The sequence below is a fragment of the Agarilytica rhodophyticola genome, assembly GCF_002157225.2.
GTDB lineage: Bacteria > Pseudomonadota > Gammaproteobacteria > Pseudomonadales > Cellvibrionaceae > Agarilytica > Agarilytica rhodophyticola.
The window spans coordinates 3,009,409-3,026,504 of the sequence record NZ_CP020038.1; the positions used below are offsets into that span (position 1 = coordinate 3,009,409).

A 17,096-nucleotide genomic window follows, 5' to 3' on the forward strand; every position below is an offset into this window, starting at 1 on the left:
GACCTCTATTATCTCTTGAAGTTCTTTTACCATTCGAGCTCACTCAGCGATCAAAAAAGTTAATATGTTAATTGGAAGGAAATATGGCGGATTATAGATACGATTTAGTGGTTATTGGCGCAGGGCCGGCAGGGGAGTCGGCGGCAATTGCCGGAGCCAAAAATAATATGCGCGTTTGCGTTGTTGAAGATCGCGGTATGTTAGGGGGTAACTGCACTCACAAAGGCACCATTCCATCAAAAGCCTTGAGAAACGCAGTCAAGCAGATTATCCATTTTGGATCTCAGCCCATCTTTCGTTCATTGGGGAACTCCAAAACCCTGAGCTACCCCCAAGTGTTAGAAGCTGCCTCTCAAGTGATACCTCAGCAAGTGAAATTGCACACTGAATATCTGCTTAAAAATCGTATTAATGTGCATAATGGTCGCGCTAAATTTATTGGTAACAACCAGGTAGAGGTAAAGGACCATCATGGCACACGCGATATTATCAGCGCACAACACTTTGTGATTACCACAGGCTCTCGTCCTTATCACCCCAGCGAAGTAGATTTTTCCCATCCTCGAATTTATGACAGTGACACCATACTGGAAATGAAACATACTCCCAGAACACTCATTATTTTTGGGGCTGGTGTAATTGGTTGTGAGTATGCTTCTATTTTTGCAGGAATGGGGATTAAAGTTGATCTCATCAACGGCAGGGAACGCTTGCTATCCTTCCTTGATGACGAAATTTCAGATGCCTTGAGTTACCACTTACGTGATAACGGTGTGATGGTTCGTCACAGTGAAGAGCATGAATCTGTAGAAGCATCGGATAATGGTGTATTGGTAAAACTTAAGTCAGGTAAACGTATTAAGGCTGATGCTTTACTTTGGTGTAATGGTCGTACCGGTAATACAGATGGCCTCGGGCTAGACAGTGTTGACCTGGAGGCGAATCATCGTGGTCAATTAAAAGTCGACAAAAATTATCGTACCGAAGTCGATAATATATATGCCGCTGGTGACGTTATTGGCTGGCCCAGTTTAGCCAGTGCTTCCTATGATCAAGGGCGTGCAGTTATCGATGCAATACTTGGTCGCGAGGCACGTTTTATTGAAGATGCGCCCACCGGTATTTATACACTGCCTGAAATTAGTTCAGTAGGAAAAACCGAAGCCGAATTGACGGCCGCAAAAATTCCTTATGAAGTCGGACGTGCTTTTTTCAAAGACACCGCTCGTGGGCAAATCAGTGGTGAAGATGTAGGGATGTTAAAACTGCTGTTTCATATAGACACCTTGGAAATTTTAGGAATTCACTGCTTCGGTGCAGAGGCCACAGAAATTGTTCATATTGGACAAGCGGTTATGAGTCAGCCTGAAGGGGCAAATAATGTGGAGTATTTTGTAAAGACTACATTTAACTATCCTACTATGGCAGAAGCCTATCGGGTGGCATCGTTAAATGGTCTAAATCGTTTACACCGTCATAATTAGTGTCAACAGGCCCAACCCGGTCATGAGTATTACTACCGGGTTGACTTTCACAAGCTTTAGCCTTTTGGGTGTGGCGCAGCTTAAGTAACAGGGTCGATGATGTGGAACGAAAAAGCTAATGTTTATTTCTGTTGTTAAATAACAACTACCGAATTATCGTCAAAACTGTGGTTGTTGGGGACATATTTATCCGCATCCCAGTCGTTTTCCCAGCGCACGCCATCGATAACAAAACGATATTGATATTCTGTACCTACTTCAAGGTCTAAGGTTCTGGCATACACCCCTGACTTTTGTTTGCGCAATATTGTTTGTTCAATATTCCAATCATTGAAGTCCCCAGCAATAGCGATAGTCTTTGCGTTTTTTGTTATTTCTTTTGGTGCAATAAATTTAACCTTGCATATAGGCTTGGATTTTAAATATTTTTTCTCAGTACTCATTGACGTTTCCTCTATTGTTCCCAGGTGCGACATTAATAAAAGATTTAGACGAAAGCCTTGATAATATTCAGGTCGTAAGTTTTGCCAAGGCGAAAGTTTTCAATATCTTGCAAGACCAACGGACTTCTTAATTGATCTCTGCGCTCGACAATTTCTTCATATGTTAACCAAACGGTATCTAGAATATCTGTATCCAGGGTGACCGTGGTATCGTGATACAAAGCATCGGCGACAAATGAATGCCTGATATAAGTAATACCATTACTTGGTGCATGATAGTGGCTGACACCAAGAAAGCTTTTTAGCTCCACATGCCAAGCTGTTTCTTCCAATGTCTCGCGTTTGGCCGCGTCAAATAGTGTCTCCTTAACTTCCATATGACCTGCCGGTTGATTGTATACCTTGTTTCCTGTTGGCGCTTCTATAACAAATAGAAATTCGTTCTCGCGCGCGGCATTCTCTCTTGCAATATTTTCTCCAGGAATGGACTCTTTAGCTACACGTTCTCTAACTACAATAGTAGCGACTGTTATATGAGGCAATAAATGGGATGGATTGTTATCATTCATCTCTGGGCTCGACTTCTTTTGTTTCTGGAATTACTTTTAGTGCTATTAGACGATCGAGGCAAATGAGCTTGCTCCACCCGAATCTCACCGGGTTGTAAACCATTTAATGCCCATGAACCTATGCGAGCTCTTATTAGTCTTAAAGTAGGATAACCGACCGCTGCCGTCATTCTTCTCACTTGCCTATTTTTGCCCTCGTTAATTGTCAGCTCAAGCCACGAAGTTGGGATGTTTTGTCGCTCTCGTATCGGTGGATACCTATCCCATAACTTTGGTAAGGAAATAGCTTTTGCCTTAGCTGGCTTCGTCAGACCATCTTTTAGTTCTATGCCTCGGCTGAGCTTTGCTAGTGCACCCTTATCCACTGCGCCCTCTACTTGTACCCAATAAGTTTTACTAAGTTTATGATCTGGGTGGGATATATGGTGTTGGAGAGCACCATTGTTGGTGAGCACTATTAAGCCCTCGGAATCAAAGTCAAGGCGTCCTGCGGGATAAAAATTGTTAAATTTATGCAAAGTTTTGATATCTGCTAAAGTTGGGCGATTATCTTTATCTGTAAACTGGCACAGCATGTGATAAGGCTTATTTATCAGGACTATTGTTGCCATTATAGGAATATCATAACGCCAGGGAAGGGGGTGGGTTTATGTTTGTAAGGGCGACTGGCGTGCTTCTTTATATTAACACCGCATTGTCCAATACGCATTTCTAAATGCTTGATTTTGCATATAAAAATGATGTTTTTTTACATCGGCCTTGACGTTGTTGGTCCTATGAAAAACCAGATAACAATGATAAATTGCTCTAGTTGGCGCTTAATGATAGGTCTGCCGTTATATTGTTGGCTTAATAGTTATTTTCATGCTTGTTTGGCAAGATTGCGGTGGTTGCTGTTAGACAAATCTAGTTGTATTTGAACAGTTTGAATAACGTAAATTTTATTTCACTGTATATAATGGCACATGTGATTAAACAATATCCGTTTAATCGATTGCTTAAAAAAACGCGTTAAAAGTTAGTGATAACTTGCTAAATATCTTTGTTGATGAAAAAATTACTATTAGACTGCTTGATATTGCGTTGTATATAAATAACACATTGCGTAAAAATAATATATTGTAGTACGAAATATGTTTGAAATAGGAAATAGAGGCTTATAAAAGCATATAAGCGGCAATGACTAATATCTAATCCTGTAGTCTAATTATAGATGATTTTTAAGAATTAAAAATTTTAGCGCAGTATTGTCTAATGGCAGATGCTACTGTTTTGTTGCTGGTATTACAGCGGCGCTAGAATCCCGATACAATATGCAACTAGGCATGCTGAGTAAATTAAGAACTATAATATGGATGTTTATTCCTCAAATTATTGCCTTATATAAAAGAACACGAAGGGGGTAAAGCTTGGCCAGAATACTCGTCGCAGACGATCACGATTTAGTACGTATGGGGATAGTACGTATGCTGTCAGATGTGGACGGATTCGAAGTTGTTGGTGAAGCGAAAACTGGTGAAGAGGCTGTTAGGTTCGCTCGCGAGTTATCACCTGATGTTATTTTAATGGATGTTAAAATGCCAGGCATTGGTGGCTTAGAGGCCACACGGAAAATTCAAACAGCCTGTGAAGAGGCGAGAGTTATCGCCGTAACAGCCCTTTCTGATGAGCTATTCACTGAGCGCTTAATGAAAGCGGGTGCCTGTGGTTACGTCACCAAAGGTGCTGGCTTCGATGAAATCATAAGTGCCATTAATACCGTGCTGCAGGGTTCGCTATACATGAGTACGGATATTGCTCAGCAATTGGCATTGCGCAACTTTTCTGGCGGTAAGAGTGAGGCTTCTCCTTTTGAGCAGCTTTCAGAGAGAGAACTGCAAACGGCCATTATGATTGCCAACGGTACTAAAGTGAATCAGATTGCTGAGTCTTTTTGTGTCAGCCCAAAGACTGTTAATAGTTATCGTTACAGGATTTTTGAAAAACTAAGTATCCACAGTGATGTTGAGTTGGCGCTGTTGGCGGTGAAGTATAAGATGCTCGATGTAGAAAACCTGTCATAAATGGCGAATAGCACAGTTCCCACTGATTTTGATCACAAAACCTTTCTAGAAAATCTCACTAAGCAACCCGGCGTTTATCAGATGTACGATAGCGACGGGAAGATTTTATACGTAGGTAAAGCCAAGAATCTTAAAAATAGGGTATCCACTTATTTTCAGAGTTCTGGTTTACCTATTAAAACTCAAGTGCTTGTTAAGCGTATTGCCTCCATCGAGATTACCGTTGCTCCTAGTGAGGCAGAGGCTTTGGTGCTTGAACACAATCTTATTAAAGCTCAGAAGCCCCCATTTAACGTGCTTTTGCGCGATGATAAATCCTTTCCTTATATATTTCTCTCTCAGGGAGAACGTCATCCTCGGATTGCCTTCCACCGTGGCACCAAAAAAAAGAAGGGACGGTATTTCGGCCCTTTCCCCAACTCGGGCGCGGTGCGTGAGAGCCTAAGTTTTCTGCAGAAAACTTTCGGGGTTAGGCAGTGTGAAGATAGTGTCTATAAAAATCGCCATAGGCCCTGCTTACTATTCCAAATAGGCCGTTGTTCCGGCCCTTGTGTGGATCGTGTCAGCGATGAAGACTATCACGCTGATATTGAGCAAACGGTCATGTTTCTGGAAGGAAAAAATGAAGTTCTCCACCAGCAATTGACCGCTAAAATGGAGGAGGCTTCCGAGAGTCTCGCATTTGAAAAAGCGGCACAAATTCGAGACCGCATTACCGCCCTGAGGCAAGTACAGGCTCAGCAAGTGGTAGAAGCAGGGCATAGTAATCTCGATGCTATTGCCTGCGTTTCTGAGAACGGGGTGGCGTGTATACACATCCTTTATGTTCGCCAAGGCCGGATTATGGGGAGTAAAAATTACTTACCTAAAGATCGTCTTGCTCATAACGAAGCGGATGTGCTGAGTGCATTTATTGCCCATACCTACATCGGAGGCACTCAGATGGAGCTTCCTGCCGCATTAATTACCAGTCATAAACTTAACGACGAAGAAGCACTGGTAGAAGCCATCATGTTGAGCAGTAAGAAAGCAATAAAAATTACCTCGAATGTAAGAACATATCGCGCCAAATGGTTGGCAATGGCCTTGGAGGCTGGGCGTCAGAACTTAAAAAATCACCTTAATAATAAGCAAACATTGCGACAACGTTATGAGGCGTTACAAGAAGCATTATCATTAGATGATATGCCAAATACTATTGAATGCTTTGATATTAGCCATAGTAGTGGTGAGAAAACGGTAGCCTCTTGCGTTGTGTTTGATCAAAATGGCCCATGTAAAAGTGATTATCGCCGCTTCAATATTGATGGAATTACCGGAGGGGACGATTTTGCTGCTATGGAGCAAGCCTTGTCCAGGCGCTACACCCGAGTGCAAAAAGAAGCCAAGGCCTTGCCTGAGTTGCTATTGATAGACGGAGGCAAAGGGCAGCTGGGGATTGCCAAAAAGGTAATGGGTGAACTGGGAATAGACGAAATAACTCTGGTTGGGGTTGCCAAGGGGACAACGCGTAAGCCTGGCTTTGAAACCCTCGTGTTTGAAGACGGACGTGAGCAAACTATTGAAAGTGACAATCCTGGTTTACACTTAATTCAACAGGTGCGCGATGAGGCCCACCGTTTTGCTATTACCGGACATAAACATAGACGAGATAAAAGTCGCAAGACCTCAGTGCTTGAAGGTATCCCAGGTATTGGCCCCAAGCGTCGTCGCGAACTTCTGAAACACTTCGGCGGGCTGCAGGAAGTGATGAACGCGAATGTCGATGACTTGGCGAAAGTGGCTTCAATTAGCAAAAAAATGGCTGAAGAGGTTTACAGCGCGCTTCACAGTGAGTAACGTTCACTTCCTCAATTTGAGCACATATAGAGGAACAATATTGCGTGGCAAAACATCCCTTTGTTAATCCTGCGAACCAACTGACGTTTTGTCGAATAATATTTATTCCATTGCTGGTGATCGTATATTACTCACATTTTGAGTGGCGCTTTCTGGCATCTGCTGCACTATTTGGTCTAGCGGGTATCACTGACGCACTAGACGGCTATATCGCTCGCAAATATGAAATAACTTCAGCCTTTGGCGCCTTCCTCGACCCTGTTGCAGACAAACTCATGGTCGCTGTGGCTCTGGCCTTACTTATCGAAAGCCACGGCAGTTGGGTGTTTACACTACCGGCTATTGTAATTATATGTCGAGAGATCGTTATCTCTGCGCTGCGTGAGTGGATGGCCGAATTAGGTAAACGTGCCAGTGTCGCTGTTTCCAGTATTGGCAAGATCAAAACTACCTTCCAGATAACGGCGATAGTAGTATTACTGGCATTTGCCCCCAACACCTATCAAATATTCAATACTATTGGTTTAGTCGCGCTTTACGGTGCTGCCATACTGACGATATGGTCTATGTGCCTATACATCAAAGCGGCATGGCCGACACTCGTTGGCAGTGAATAGCTCGACCTGATTATGTTGTGAGTATTTTGCATGAGAATTGCTCGTCAAACCTTTAAAACATAAAATAATTACCAATAATTTGAAAAACTGAGGCAATAAAAGCTAGGCTTTAGCAAATAAATCCAGTAGAATGCGCAGCCCTCAGAGGGAGAGAACGAAAGCTTCAGCTGAGAGTTATTGAGTTAGTAAAATAAGCAACAATCAGAGAAAACTGATAAAAACACGCAATACAAAATTGCACAATACAGCAATAGAGTTGAAAGGATACACGGCGCGATAGCAAAGCGGTTATGCTCTGGATTGCAAATCCAGCTAGGCCGGTTCGACTCCGGCTCGCGCCTCCATATTTTGGAAGCACGAGTATCCAGAAAAAGGAAAATTAGTGAAGTTTGTCTAAGCTTCAAAATTTCGAGTAAGTCTCGGATATGGTAGGTTAATCCAATACCTACTCAAAAATACCTCCCTTTGCCCGGGTGGTGAAATTGGTAGACACAGGGGACTTAAAATCCCCCGATCATTGCGATCGTGCCGGTTCAAGTCCGGCCCCGGGCACCACTAACACTTTGTTTTTAAATACCTTTTTCATTTAATTTAATCCTCGCTAATATTTTATTTATTTTTCTGTGCCTGATTTTGTGCCTGTTTTTCTCCTGCATCAAAATCCCCCGTGAAATTCACCATGTTTGAGGAGAGCGCGCCTTTGATTACATTTAAACTCTCAGGTCTTAAATGGCTGTACTTGTTTGTTACTGATAAATTCGAATGGCCAAGTGTGTCTCTAATAACCCCAAGTGGTATGCTTGGATCTTGAATGAGCCAAGATGCAAATGTATGCCGAAGATCGTGAAAACGAATATCTGGGCGCCTCATGGCTTTACGTGCCGCTTCAAAATTCTTTCTTATTGTCCACTCGGTAACGTTGAATTGAGTGCTTGTCATAACATGATGAAGCTCATTAATAAGCGGTATTGACCGGGCCTTTTTACTTTTAGTTTTCGAGCTTAAAACAATATACGGGGCCTGCCAGTTCTCAGGTTTTAATTTTCTAATCTCGCCTTGCCGTAGGCCTGTATACACAGCGAGCAACACAATTTTTTTTATATTTTCATCTTCAATTAAATCGATTAGTTTTTGGACTTCTTCTTTGCTTAAAAAAACCTCTCTTGCCAGACCTTTCTCGCTGAGCAGTTTTATTTTTTGGCCAAGGGGTTGTTCGATCCATTCCCATTCTTTGTAAGCTAGATTTAATATTCTTCGAACAATTGCGAGGCGTCGGTTAATAGTGGCAACGCTGTAACCCTTTTCAAGCATATCTGCTTTCATCTCGTGAGCGCAGGGCACAACATCTTTTAATAATTTATCTGCTAGATACTCTCGGCACCCTTTAGCGTGCCTGAACATTGACTCAGGGCCGCCGCTTTTTATCCAGCGCAATAATCCATCTTCAAAAGTGTGGCCGGTGATGTGGTTGACTGATTTGAAGCTTTCTTTATATTCAAGCTTTAGTTGACGCTCGACTTTTTGAGCTTCTCTTTTTGACTTCTTCCCAGAAGAGCGTCTAATTGTCTGGCCGTTGATGTCGAACTTGATCCACCAGATTTTTCCTCGGAGATAGACTGACATTTTACTTTTTTTCTACTCTCTAATAATTTAATTAAATCTGATTCTTCTATAAAACGCTTGCGAGGGGAAATAAAGAAAACGGGGACTTTGCCTTCATTGACAAAATCCTCTCGAAACTTGCGCTCAGATATCTGCATCATTTTTGCGCAGTCGGTGAAAGATAGTAGTTTCATCGTTTCTCCTCACTCATCTTGCTTTTACTTATTCAATTACTTCGGGTGATACCGATACGGAACGGCTACGCGCCTAAGCTGTAGCTTTGTAGCTAATTCGCCCAAAAAACTATCGAATCCCTCATCAGAATCAAAGTCCTCATCTATTGGATATTCTCCGATTCTAGACATTTCAAAAATCAACTGATCATTATTAAACTTCGCGCTATCAAAAGAGTACTTATATCCCGCCACGCTGTTACAGCATAAATAATTCTTTATTTTTCCGGACGCATAGCCGATAAGTATGTATTCAATTTCGCTCATCTCGGCTATTAATCGCTCTCGTTTTTTTGCAGCTAGATCGATGTGCTCTTTATATGAAATCATTTGTATTTACCTATTCTTCAATATTGTTAGATTCATTGCCTACCATCTCACGGAATAAAGATCATGCTTATCCTCGCATTCACGGGAGCAGTAAATCTCACCATCGGGTATATAATCCCAGACTATCTTTCCGCAGTTAAAACAGTTGTGGCGAGTTTTTCCGGTAGTTGGTCGCTTCCTTTTCGGCCTGTTGTATTTAATTCCGGGCTTGGTGATCATCGTGCGCGTATCAATATTGCCAAATTGAAAAGTAGGTCGTGCAATTTTATCTATTGATGATTTTGAAAATATTTTACATGAATTAGCAGATAACCCTGAATGCTTAACAAATCGCATAGCGTTAAACTTCGTGAACACCTTTGCTTTACTGTAATCGTAAGACTGGCCGCAATCTGTAAAAAATAAAATATCATTGCCATTGTAGTAATTTTTATGTTGTATTACGTATTCGTTGCTCTCGTCTATCTCTTCAACATCTCGCAGATACTGCATATCAACATGCATGATGGCGAGCGCATCTACAGCTGACTTTAATAGAGGGATGTCCGTCTCTCTGCAATCGTGTTGCGCTTGCGCTTTTTGCAGTGTGAACACTTGAGCTTCATGTAAGTTATCTGTATAGCCTTTTCCCCAAAATGTAGCGTTAGAGCCTGTATTGCTCCTGGAATCCCTCAAATAAAACAATGGTTCTTCTTTCATATCTATCACCATTAATTATTATTTTGCTCTCGCTCTTCCATTACCCTTAACATTTCATCAAGAAGATATCCCCCTGCATCACTACCGATGCACCTCTTTAATGCTTTCATCGAACAGGAAAATAACTCGCTTGATGAGAATTCACAATCAGGCTGCTTGAATATAACGTCTGTTGGGTACTCGCTTTCGATAACTTCAATATTGTTTTTTAAAAGTCGCTTTTTTTGAGCTGAGGAAATCTCCCCTGGCTTTGTTATTAACATTTGCATGTGTCACCATTAATTAAATATTATTGTATTCATCTAGAATGCGATTTCGGATAGCCTCTAGCTCTTCACTCATTCCCCACATTCTGTTATTGTCTCGACGACTAACTACTGCTGAGCGCGATATGTTACGATCAAGTAGAATATAAATAGCTAATTGAATGAGTAGGGCTTCCCAGTGTTTTCTAATTTTTTGTTTCATTTAAACCCTCCCTGCGCCTTCACATGCACCACAAGTTTGATCTTTACCCCAAGAATCTTTGACTATCCCGGTTGTTATACAGACATCACACGGCTTTGTATTATTAACCCAGCGCGTTCTTTTTTCTATTTCTCTCTTCAGCTCTTCCAGTTCTAATTCTGCATCAGACTTTTCGCCGTTTGTTGCAGCTTCAATGCCTGCATACACCGCATAGCCTTCATGCGCGTCTTCTAATTTCTCGGATATACTAGATATTTGAGCATCACTAAGAGTAATATTTTCATCATCAAGGGCGCACGTTAAACATTCTTTCCAGTAGTTCATAACTCGTTCTCTTTGATAATGTTTTCTATCGCGATCACCATTTTTGCTTTTATTGTAGGGTCTTGACGTAGTGTGTTTACCGCTTGATCAACAGTGCCCTCCATTTTTGAAACCAAAGCTCTAGCAATTTTATGATTCATGGCTTCTTTTACTGACTTTCGGAAATCATCACTTTTAACTATTGATCGAATAGAGTCCTCGAAGATCTCTTTTAATTCATCTGAATGACTATCTACAACAGATCCACAAAGCTTGTTAAGGGGATTGTTATAGCCGCTGAACGTATCACTAATTGCCTGAGCAACTGAGTTTTTAGCTGTGTTTAGTACCTGGATTTCTAATTCACTTATATCTTTATTCATAACTCTCTACACCTTGTTAAACACATCTTTAGAAAATTGCTTTGCTTTTGTCACTAGGCCGCGTGGAGTGTAATATTTATCAAAGTCGCGAGAGTATTGCTTGCCATCTTTAATAATTGTTAAAAATGAGTTCTCGCATTTTTCCCCGTTGCGACTCAGGTGCATATTTGCTGATGCATTAACGAAGCCGTTTCGAGTAGCAATTAACAAGCTGCTGCTCTTATATGATCCCCAGTTATCAATTTCTTCTTTTTCGTCGCCTGAGTATCGGCCGCCATCTTTCGGATAAAACGCACAACAACTATCTCTGTATTTAATTTTCTTGCTCATGACCTGATCCTTGGATGTGCTGATGGCTCTCATGAAAATAGTAATCATCTATGCTAGCTATAAATCTAATAGCCATTGCAGCGGTTTGAATGGCCTCTGCTCGCACATCTTCAATATTAGATTTATTCGGCTCGTATATCGTTTGGAGGGTTGCTTTATTCAGCTCGCCAAATTCTTCTCCCAATATTGCCAGGGCGTGCAACGGATCATCTGGCCATGTTGGGAATTTTTTTATTGCTCGTTCCAGCTCTTCATTTACTTGTATTTTTATATTTTTCATGATTCGCTATAACCTTTTAAATATCAGTTTTCCAGTCCGTTTTCTTAGCCCAATCTGCATATAACCACCATTTTTTTATGATCAACTTATTTGGCCTGATCATTTAGCCGCTCTAAAATATAAATGTTTGTCTCAGCCGCTCCATACAGTACCCGATATACTGCGGTTGCTTATACGATACATATACATATCGCAGAGAATTATTAGGTTCTATGTAGGCCGCTACAGGCTGAGGTTGCAGCGGTTCTACTTCTGTTATCTGCTCACATTGAACATGAGCGTAATTTATTTTTTCTATTGCTTCGTATTGAATCGGATCTAAACATAGAATCCAAAATAGTATGCAAGTTAAAGTCATTTAGATTAATCCCCTACAGGGCATTAAATATCCTTCTCCTTCTTCGCACTTGAAATGCAGACAATCATGGTTGTGTGCGGGAGTTTTTGGTAAAAATATCTGGCAGCCCATTAAGAATAAATTTATCAAGTATTTTGTACTAAAGAGATATGTTTCATCGTTACGGTTTAAAGCGAAAACCTCGTGTTTATATCCTTTTTCGTTGGGGTTTTTAATACGATGATTATTGATAAACTCATCATCAAAACTTAACTCTGTAGCTTCTTTGTCGTATTCAACACAGATGACTTTACTCCACCTTCTTACAAAAGCATCTTCTTGTGATATCTCATGCGAATCAAGATTCTTATGAGCGCGAAAAGCTATCGCACCGTCACAAAAGAATGTGGTGTTGCCTATGTTGAATGATGACCTTAACCATTCTCTAGTGTCTGCACCTGTAGCGCAAAACAAACACTCTAATTCTTCTTTACCCTTCATCTCTAATCAACCCCACAAACTGATCAAACAAAGCCCACAAAATTGCAGGAAACCATATTATTAAACAGGAGATAGCTAGCCACTCAAGTCCAGCAACAACACTTTTAATATCTGGTGCATCACTTAAAAGAAGTAGAGCGCTTACTGCTAGCAAGAAAGAGAAGCTAGTTAGCAGCATTACAATAAAGTTTAATACCTTCTTTGCTTTCTTTATCTTCGGAAGCGATAGTAATTTTTTCATCATCTGTTCCTATAAATGAAGTTGCTAATATCACTAAAAAAACTACAGTTATTAATTCAAGTACAAAATCAGCTTTGGTGGTTTCGGCTGCTTGTATCATCGGGAAGCCTCCAGCCGTTTAATTGAATAACTCTCTTTCAATTCATTCGCATAGCTCAAAAGTATCGGCTTACGTTCTTTATACTCAACATTCTGTGCGATTAAGAACGTTTCTTTAACTTCAAGCTTTGCCAAAATATCTAGCTCTTGTTCTGTGAGAGAATCCCTATCTAATCCTTTAAATTCACCTTTAAGCGCCCAATTAACCAATTTAGCTTCACTCATATAGTGAACTGAACTTGTAGACTTGCCTTGAGAATCACGACTTAATCGGAGCATGTCAGATAGCACTTTGTAGCTTGCGGCTGACTCATGGCGAAGCTTTTTCCAATGCTGATGCTTATGCTTACCTCTTATAAGTTGGTCTATTTGTATGTCACACCAAACAGCGAACCTAGTATTAAGCCATCTTGCAAAAGGAACTGCCAATCTAGGATGTAGCCAAGTTGCGCCATTTTTCCCTCGTGTTGTTTTAACTAAACAGCTCACATCTGAGCTGTTTAAAACTTCGGCAAGCGCATCCATATATTCTTTAGTCTCATCAGTCCTAAGCCAGTTACGCACCCTTTTTGAGAAATGATTGGCCGCTTCTGTAGCGTTGAACCATGCATCTTCAGTAAATTGGAACTTAGCGCCTTTGTACTCGGCCTTAATTAAACTTTTACTCACTGCTGACAACTCCATGAATTTAAATAAGTTATCTTTTATAAAGTGAGATTTTCCCACTTTATAAATACGGGAATATCCCGCATCTCATTTCTAATACGCCTAGAAAGAGGGCGGGTTATTGTTTTGGTAGCCGCCTTGTTGATAGCCTTGCTGTTGGGGTTGTTGCTGATAGTTATTATTAGCTTGTTGTTGCGACTGATACCCTTGAGGAGCCTGTTGTTGCTGCTGCTGTTGACTGTTGTCTTTTGGCTCGAATAGAGATAACCATACACCGCCATCATCATCCCTTTTTAATGCTGCGAGGTTAATATAAGAGTCGAGTTTTAGCCTTAGTCCGCCTCTTGTTTCTATAATTGAGCCAACATTCTTATTTATATATTTTGTTTGCCCGTCTTTCTGGTATGTTCCTGTAGTTGCTACAACATCGTACTTTTTCATTTTAATTTATTCCTATAAAATTTAATCTTTTGTAAATCTGACGAACCTTATCGACATCATCACGGTTATATTCTTCGATTTCGTTTATCTTTCCTTCTTTATAAAAATCCCAGACTTTGGAGCCATCAATGCCATCAGGCTTTCCTTCAATACCTAATATTTTGCAAAGGTCATCTTGTGCTATACGTTCGTTAAATCCTGCCCAAGCTTCCATAGTGTCAAAGAAATCATTTCGATGGCGACCATTAAACGGCAAATTGAAATGGGGTGTCAGCTTTAAAATTACTGCTCGTCTGTATAAAAACTTCAGGTCAAATCGAATGTTATGACCAACAAATTTTGGTCTTTGGTTTTTACTTGCTGTACCGGTATTCGCGAAAAAGAAATCAATCATCTCAATTTCTGAGGAGTCGGCACGACTAATGGATTGAATCTCTTCGTTTTCATCAGCCCAGGCCATGGAGGCTATTTCACCAACTGCACCATCAAATGATGTTTTCCTGTAGGCTTCCTCTGCCTGCTCTTTTGCTTGTCCCTTGCCAAACCTTTCTAACCATTGACCTTCTAAATCAGGACGCGAAGTAAACTTAATTTCTTTTGCATCAAGCCCTAAGTCTTTTCCTATCTGATCCTTTGTTGAGTGAGGACATTTAACCTTTATATTTTCTGCAATTTTATCTATTGCGCCTTCTGATTGATCTGGAATTGTTTCTATGTCGAAATATAAGTTCATATTTAATCCTGTTTAGGTATAGCCCATTTTGGAAGTTCTGGAAGATTCGCTAGTTGTTTGCCTTGATTTTTCAGGGGTACCCACATGTTAGGCAGGTAATATAAATATCTACCAATACCCCAATTAACAGCAGCTCGCTTAAAGGCGCCTGAGTAGCGGCCTTTTTCGCCCTCGATATCTGTTTCACCAGAGCCGTTAGCCCGCCATAGCCATTCGTTATCTATTTTTATCCCTATTTCGCAGCAGCCCTCAAAAGGGTATCGATCTTGCCAGTACACGCCGCATACATCGTCTAAGCGCTTCATTACATCTCTAGCGTCAATGTATGCTAATGCAATACCAGAGCTTCTATCTTGCGTCCTTGCTCCGATTCTCCAGTGAACAGCTTCAGGAGGGAAGGGCGCTTTTAACCTATTAATTATGTCGTTCACTTGCTGCCGTCCTCATTTGCTCTAATTCATATTGATCGCCATAGCCTTGTAAATATTGATCACTAGCATTTTCTTTAACTGGCTTTCCTTTTTTACAGTCAATACCGCCCTGCAAATAATCATCTATTTTTACTTCAGCATTCATAGTAATAATCCACGAAACCAATACAAATAAAACAATCAATCTATTTTTCATTGCTGCGAAAGAGGAATAACAACTAGAAAAGTAACTATCATGCACCCTGTTAAAAATATAACGTGACCTAAATGCGTTCTTTCTAATTTATTACCTTTGCGCTCTTCGATATTCTTAATTGCCTTCCGATTGTCCATTTTCCATCCTCTCCTTTTTAATTTTTCTATCTTCTTCTGCAAGAATCCGTTTCATTGCTTTTAAGTTTTCAATATGAGATTGCAAGCTCTTCACACCATCTTCACTTTCAGCAATACTTTTATCGATATTTTTCATTCCTGTATCGATCATTTTACTTGTGACTGTGTTTCCACTGTTTTCGAACTCTCCGAGAGCGATAGATCTAAATGGGCCAGAATTTTCAATCGCAGGAATGATTTTTAATTTTTTACTATCTTTATATTCCTCAATAGTTGCGAATGCGTTTACTTTAAAATCTACTGTTAATCCCGTCATTGTTATTACCTGTTTATTTGATTAACCATCCATGGAAAATAAAATCTATCCTCGATAAGAGCCGTCGCCGTCGCCGTAGCCGTCGCCGTAGCCGTTGCCGTAGCCGTCGCCGTAGCCGTCGCCGTAGCCGTTGCCGTAGCCGTAGCCGTAGCCGTAGCCGTAGCCGTCAGCATTTGCGGCCTTCAATATGTATTCTTTTTGCCATTCCTCCGCGATTCTTAATAGAACTTTAACCGGCATGCATGCGGATACGTCATTTTCTTCTAAAAAATCACTAACACCATCTCGACATGCTCCCGACGCTATAACATCATCAGCCGTTAAGTATTTTTTTAATGCGAAATCCATGCTTTTCGAGCCTCGTCAGTTACATCCATTACTGCTGTTATTTTATGTAGTACTGGAATGTCTGCTTTTGCGCTAATTTTTGAGTTCTCCGTAGGCCCTGTTTCGGCTAGTTGGAAAACGCCCCTTGTAGCACCCCAATTAATCGCCATTCGACAATTTTTTAAATTAGTAAGGGTTTCGGCGCTCAAGTCTTTATCTTGCTCAACTTCCGCGTAAAACACGCCACGATATTCAGTTGTTAAAATTACTGCTTTTAAATTTTCCATTTTTACACTCTCTTTTTGTTTTGCTTGTTAAGATAAAATTAATCTAAGTCCCGCCTGCGCAATTCTCGCCGCAGATAAACTCAACTCCGCCGATTTTGCTAAATGTCTAATTAGTTCGATGTTGATCATTGGTTTGTCCTTTTAAATGGGCCGTCCTGGCGCATCGCTCCAATTAGTTTTAAGGTTGTTTACGCTCTAACGCGAGGCTTCTTGAAGTATTCCCGCTCAACAAATCGATTAAACAAGAAAGCATTGCTTGCCGTACTTTCTATTTCGTATAGTTGATAGAATTGGCTATCGATATCTTTTTTAACTTCTTCTGAATACCTATTTTGAACAAATAAAAATTTTACTTGCGGTATGTCATCTCTTTTATTTGAATGCTCGTAAATATCTTCCATTGCATTAAATGAACCACGCTTATACTTTGATGTTTCTCTTTGAATTGCTTTTACAACCCAAGGTGGTTGATCAACTAAATCGATAGTGACAGAGTTTCCACCCGCATAACCTTCAGACCTAACGCTTGCTTTAATACCGTGAGTTTTTAAGCCCTTTCTAATAATCGCTGCTACTTGTGCTTGCGGTGATCTAGCCATGATTGAGTCCTTGATAATTAATATTTAAATTCTCAATCATCTCCCCAAGCTGGTCTTATACTGTTTGGCCGCCGAGCGTTACGTTTGATTGAGTAGAGGGTGTTTGTTACTGGGGTTGCCCTCATCAACTTGTGAATGTTTG

Annotated in this window: 28 protein-coding genes and 2 tRNA genes; 6 read left to right on the forward strand and 24 right to left on the reverse strand. The window is 40.7% G+C overall.

Going from position 1 to position 17,096, the window contains the following annotated elements:
• Positions 1-83 precede the first annotated feature (83 nt).
• Positions 84-1,484 (forward strand): Si-specific NAD(P)(+) transhydrogenase, encoded by a 1,401-nt coding sequence (gene sthA, locus BVC89_RS12730; protein WP_086931547.1) that lies wholly within the window; start codon positions 84-86, stop codon positions 1,482-1,484.
• Positions 1,485-1,618: 134 nt separating this feature from the next.
• Here sthA and BVC89_RS12735 read toward each other — a convergent pair whose 3' ends face one another.
• The 3 genes from BVC89_RS12735 to BVC89_RS12745 are packed head-to-tail and all read right to left on the reverse strand — an operon-like array spanning position 1,619 to position 3,107.
• Positions 1,619-1,927 (reverse strand): isoamylase early set domain-containing protein, encoded by a 309-nt coding sequence (locus BVC89_RS12735; RefSeq protein ID WP_086931548.1) that lies wholly within the window; start codon positions 1,925-1,927, stop codon positions 1,619-1,621.
• Positions 1,928-1,971: 44 nt separating this feature from the next.
• Positions 1,972-2,496, reverse strand: coding sequence for an NUDIX hydrolase (locus BVC89_RS12740; protein WP_086931549.1), 525 nt, complete (start codon positions 2,494-2,496; stop codon positions 1,972-1,974).
• Entirely contained in the window at positions 2,493-3,107 is a 615-nt protein-coding gene (locus BVC89_RS12745) for a pseudouridine synthase (protein WP_086931550.1), read from the reverse strand. The genes BVC89_RS12740 and BVC89_RS12745 overlap by 4 nt, the downstream gene beginning before the upstream one ends.
• A 798-nt stretch (positions 3,108-3,905) precedes the next feature.
• Here BVC89_RS12745 and BVC89_RS12750 point away from each other — a divergent pair.
• From BVC89_RS12750 to BVC89_RS12770, 5 genes are all read left to right on the forward strand, one after another.
• Positions 3,906-4,559: a response regulator gene (locus BVC89_RS12750; RefSeq protein ID WP_086931551.1), complete on the forward strand. Its 654-nt coding sequence runs from the start codon at positions 3,906-3,908 to the stop codon at positions 4,557-4,559.
• Positions 4,560-6,398, forward strand: coding sequence for an excinuclease ABC subunit UvrC (gene uvrC, locus BVC89_RS12755; protein WP_086931552.1), 1,839 nt, complete (start codon positions 4,560-4,562; stop codon positions 6,396-6,398).
• Between the two features lie 44 nt (positions 6,399-6,442).
• A complete protein-coding gene (gene pgsA, locus BVC89_RS12760; RefSeq protein ID WP_086931553.1) occupies positions 6,443-7,015 on the forward strand; it encodes a CDP-diacylglycerol--glycerol-3-phosphate 3-phosphatidyltransferase in 573 nt (190 codons plus the stop codon).
• Between the two features lie 270 nt (positions 7,016-7,285).
• A tRNA-Cys gene (locus tag BVC89_RS12765) sits at positions 7,286-7,359 on the forward strand.
• Positions 7,360-7,482: 123 nt separating this feature from the next.
• Positions 7,483-7,570, forward strand: a tRNA-Leu gene (locus tag BVC89_RS12770).
• A 54-nt stretch (positions 7,571-7,624) separates the two neighbouring features.
• On the opposite strand, the gene BVC89_RS12775 is transcribed toward BVC89_RS12770, so the two are convergent.
• From BVC89_RS12775 to BVC89_RS12875, 21 genes are all read right to left on the reverse strand, one after another.
• Positions 7,625-8,338 carry a tyrosine-type recombinase/integrase gene (locus tag BVC89_RS12775; protein WP_158657901.1) on the reverse strand — a complete coding sequence of 238 codons (714 nt, stop codon included), beginning with the start codon at positions 8,336-8,338 and terminating at the stop codon, positions 7,625-7,627.
• A 179-nt stretch (positions 8,339-8,517) separates the two neighbouring features.
• Positions 8,518-8,811, reverse strand: coding sequence for a hypothetical protein (locus tag BVC89_RS29705; protein ID WP_158657902.1), 294 nt, complete (start codon positions 8,809-8,811; stop codon positions 8,518-8,520).
• 36 nt (positions 8,812-8,847) lie between these two features.
• Positions 8,848-9,180, reverse strand: coding sequence for a hypothetical protein (locus BVC89_RS12780; RefSeq protein ID WP_086931555.1), 333 nt, complete (start codon positions 9,178-9,180; stop codon positions 8,848-8,850).
• Positions 9,181-9,219: 39 nt separating this feature from the next.
• The gene (locus BVC89_RS12785) at positions 9,220-9,879 is read right to left on the reverse strand and encodes a hypothetical protein (protein WP_158657903.1); all 660 of its coding nucleotides are present in this window, start codon (positions 9,877-9,879) and stop codon (positions 9,220-9,222) included.
• Positions 9,880-9,890: 11 nt separating this feature from the next.
• Entirely contained in the window at positions 9,891-10,142 is a 252-nt protein-coding gene (locus tag BVC89_RS12790) for a hypothetical protein (protein ID WP_158657904.1), read from the reverse strand.
• A gap of 19 nt (positions 10,143-10,161) precedes the next feature.
• Positions 10,162-10,347 carry a hypothetical protein gene (locus BVC89_RS12795; RefSeq protein WP_086931558.1) on the reverse strand — a complete coding sequence of 62 codons (186 nt, stop codon included), beginning with the start codon at positions 10,345-10,347 and terminating at the stop codon, positions 10,162-10,164.
• A complete protein-coding gene (locus BVC89_RS12800; protein ID WP_086931559.1) occupies positions 10,348-10,671 on the reverse strand; it encodes a hypothetical protein in 324 nt (107 codons plus the stop codon).
• Positions 10,668-11,033 carry a hypothetical protein gene (locus tag BVC89_RS12805; protein ID WP_086931560.1) on the reverse strand — a complete coding sequence of 122 codons (366 nt, stop codon included), beginning with the start codon at positions 11,031-11,033 and terminating at the stop codon, positions 10,668-10,670. The genes BVC89_RS12800 and BVC89_RS12805 overlap by 4 nt, the downstream gene beginning before the upstream one ends.
• 6 nt (positions 11,034-11,039) lie before the next feature.
• Positions 11,040-11,363: a hypothetical protein gene (locus tag BVC89_RS12810; protein WP_086931561.1), complete on the reverse strand. Its 324-nt coding sequence runs from the start codon at positions 11,361-11,363 to the stop codon at positions 11,040-11,042.
• Entirely contained in the window at positions 11,347-11,643 is a 297-nt protein-coding gene (locus BVC89_RS12815) for a nucleoside triphosphate pyrophosphohydrolase family protein (protein ID WP_216825132.1), read from the reverse strand. The genes BVC89_RS12810 and BVC89_RS12815 overlap by 17 nt, the downstream gene beginning before the upstream one ends.
• 358 nt (positions 11,644-12,001) lie before the next feature.
• Entirely contained in the window at positions 12,002-12,481 is a 480-nt protein-coding gene (locus tag BVC89_RS12825) for a hypothetical protein (protein ID WP_086931563.1), read from the reverse strand.
• Between the two features lie 164 nt (positions 12,482-12,645).
• Complete coding sequence (locus tag BVC89_RS29710; RefSeq protein WP_158657905.1) at positions 12,646-12,822, reverse strand: hypothetical protein; 177 nt, start codon at positions 12,820-12,822, stop codon at positions 12,646-12,648.
• Positions 12,819-13,490, reverse strand: coding sequence for a KilA-N domain-containing protein (locus tag BVC89_RS12835; protein ID WP_158657906.1), 672 nt, complete (start codon positions 13,488-13,490; stop codon positions 12,819-12,821). The genes BVC89_RS29710 and BVC89_RS12835 overlap by 4 nt, the downstream gene beginning before the upstream one ends.
• Before the next feature lie 99 nt (positions 13,491-13,589).
• Entirely contained in the window at positions 13,590-13,928 is a 339-nt protein-coding gene (locus BVC89_RS12840) for a hypothetical protein (protein ID WP_216825133.1), read from the reverse strand.
• A gap of 1 nt (position 13,929) precedes the next feature.
• Positions 13,930-14,661: a ribonuclease H-like domain-containing protein gene (locus tag BVC89_RS12845; protein ID WP_086931566.1), complete on the reverse strand. Its 732-nt coding sequence runs from the start codon at positions 14,659-14,661 to the stop codon at positions 13,930-13,932.
• A 2-nt stretch (positions 14,662-14,663) separates the two neighbouring features.
• On the reverse strand, positions 14,664-15,092 hold the full coding sequence (locus tag BVC89_RS12850; RefSeq protein WP_086931567.1) for a Rad52/Rad22 family DNA repair protein: 429 nt from the start codon (positions 15,090-15,092) through the stop codon (positions 14,664-14,666).
• Positions 15,076-15,237, reverse strand: a complete 162-nt coding sequence (locus BVC89_RS12855) for a hypothetical protein (protein ID WP_158657907.1) — start codon at positions 15,235-15,237, stop codon at positions 15,076-15,078. The genes BVC89_RS12850 and BVC89_RS12855 overlap by 17 nt, the downstream gene beginning before the upstream one ends.
• A 165-nt stretch (positions 15,238-15,402) precedes the next feature.
• A complete protein-coding gene (locus tag BVC89_RS12860; protein WP_086931568.1) occupies positions 15,403-15,741 on the reverse strand; it encodes a hypothetical protein in 339 nt (112 codons plus the stop codon).
• Positions 15,742-15,786: 45 nt separating this feature from the next.
• Complete coding sequence (locus tag BVC89_RS12865; protein WP_086931569.1) at positions 15,787-16,089, reverse strand: hypothetical protein; 303 nt, start codon at positions 16,087-16,089, stop codon at positions 15,787-15,789.
• The gene (locus BVC89_RS12870; RefSeq protein WP_086931570.1) at positions 16,074-16,355 is read right to left on the reverse strand and encodes a DUF6948 domain-containing protein; all 282 of its coding nucleotides are present in this window, start codon (positions 16,353-16,355) and stop codon (positions 16,074-16,076) included. The genes BVC89_RS12865 and BVC89_RS12870 overlap by 16 nt, the downstream gene beginning before the upstream one ends.
• Positions 16,356-16,543: 188 nt before the next feature.
• On the reverse strand, positions 16,544-16,954 hold the full coding sequence (locus tag BVC89_RS12875; RefSeq protein ID WP_086931571.1) for an LPD29 domain-containing protein: 411 nt from the start codon (positions 16,952-16,954) through the stop codon (positions 16,544-16,546).
• Positions 16,955-17,096: the final 142 nt, after the last annotated feature.

Excerpts from the sequence above, each read along its gene's own strand:
- BVC89_RS29705 (WP_158657902.1), bottom strand. The coding sequence starts at position 8,811 with ATGAAACTACTATCTTTCACCGACTGCGCAAAAATGATGCAGATATCT.
- BVC89_RS12740 (WP_086931549.1), bottom strand. The coding sequence starts at position 2,496 with ATGAATGATAACAATCCATCCCATTTATTGCCTCATATAACAGTCGCT.
- BVC89_RS12775 (WP_158657901.1), bottom strand. The coding sequence starts at position 8,338 with ATGAAAGCAGATATGCTTGAAAAGGGTTACAGCGTTGCCACTATTAAC.
- sthA (WP_086931547.1), top strand. The coding sequence starts at position 84 with ATGGCGGATTATAGATACGATTTAGTGGTTATTGGCGCAGGGCCGGCA.
- BVC89_RS12815 (WP_216825132.1), bottom strand. The coding sequence starts at position 11,643 with ATGAAAAATATAAAAATACAAGTAAATGAAGAGCTGGAACGAGCAATA.
- BVC89_RS12805 (WP_086931560.1), bottom strand. The coding sequence starts at position 11,033 with ATGAATAAAGATATAAGTGAATTAGAAATCCAGGTACTAAACACAGCT.
- BVC89_RS12790 (WP_158657904.1), bottom strand. The coding sequence starts at position 10,142 with ATGTTAATAACAAAGCCAGGGGAGATTTCCTCAGCTCAAAAAAAGCGA.
- BVC89_RS12735 (WP_086931548.1), bottom strand. The coding sequence starts at position 1,927 with ATGAGTACTGAGAAAAAATATTTAAAATCCAAGCCTATATGCAAGGTT.
- BVC89_RS12800 (WP_086931559.1), bottom strand. The coding sequence starts at position 10,671 with ATGAACTACTGGAAAGAATGTTTAACGTGCGCCCTTGATGATGAAAAT.
- BVC89_RS12860 (WP_086931568.1), bottom strand. The coding sequence starts at position 15,741 with ATGACGGGATTAACAGTAGATTTTAAAGTAAACGCATTCGCAACTATT.
- BVC89_RS12875 (WP_086931571.1), bottom strand. The coding sequence starts at position 16,954 with ATGGCTAGATCACCGCAAGCACAAGTAGCAGCGATTATTAGAAAGGGC.
- BVC89_RS12840 (WP_216825133.1), bottom strand. The coding sequence starts at position 13,928 with ATGAAAAAGTACGATGTTGTAGCAACTACAGGAACATACCAGAAAGAC.
- BVC89_RS12870 (WP_086931570.1), bottom strand. The coding sequence starts at position 16,355 with ATGGAAAATTTAAAAGCAGTAATTTTAACAACTGAATATCGTGGCGTG.
- BVC89_RS12745 (WP_086931550.1), bottom strand. The coding sequence starts at position 3,107 with ATGGCAACAATAGTCCTGATAAATAAGCCTTATCACATGCTGTGCCAG.
- BVC89_RS29710 (WP_158657905.1), bottom strand. The coding sequence starts at position 12,822 with ATGATACAAGCAGCCGAAACCACCAAAGCTGATTTTGTACTTGAATTA.
- BVC89_RS12845 (WP_086931566.1), bottom strand. The coding sequence starts at position 14,661 with ATGAACTTATATTTCGACATAGAAACAATTCCAGATCAATCAGAAGGC.
- BVC89_RS12785 (WP_158657903.1), bottom strand. The coding sequence starts at position 9,879 with ATGAAAGAAGAACCATTGTTTTATTTGAGGGATTCCAGGAGCAATACA.
- BVC89_RS12825 (WP_086931563.1), bottom strand. The coding sequence starts at position 12,481 with ATGAAGGGTAAAGAAGAATTAGAGTGTTTGTTTTGCGCTACAGGTGCA.
- BVC89_RS12795 (WP_086931558.1), bottom strand. The coding sequence starts at position 10,347 with ATGAAACAAAAAATTAGAAAACACTGGGAAGCCCTACTCATTCAATTA.
- BVC89_RS12855 (WP_158657907.1), bottom strand. The coding sequence starts at position 15,237 with ATGAATGCTGAAGTAAAAATAGATGATTATTTGCAGGGCGGTATTGAC.
- BVC89_RS12865 (WP_086931569.1), bottom strand. The coding sequence starts at position 16,089 with ATGGATTTCGCATTAAAAAAATACTTAACGGCTGATGATGTTATAGCG.
- BVC89_RS12810 (WP_086931561.1), bottom strand. The coding sequence starts at position 11,363 with ATGAGCAAGAAAATTAAATACAGAGATAGTTGTTGTGCGTTTTATCCG.
- uvrC (WP_086931552.1), top strand. The coding sequence starts at position 4,560 with ATGGCGAATAGCACAGTTCCCACTGATTTTGATCACAAAACCTTTCTA.
- BVC89_RS12780 (WP_086931555.1), bottom strand. The coding sequence starts at position 9,180 with ATGATTTCATATAAAGAGCACATCGATCTAGCTGCAAAAAAACGAGAG.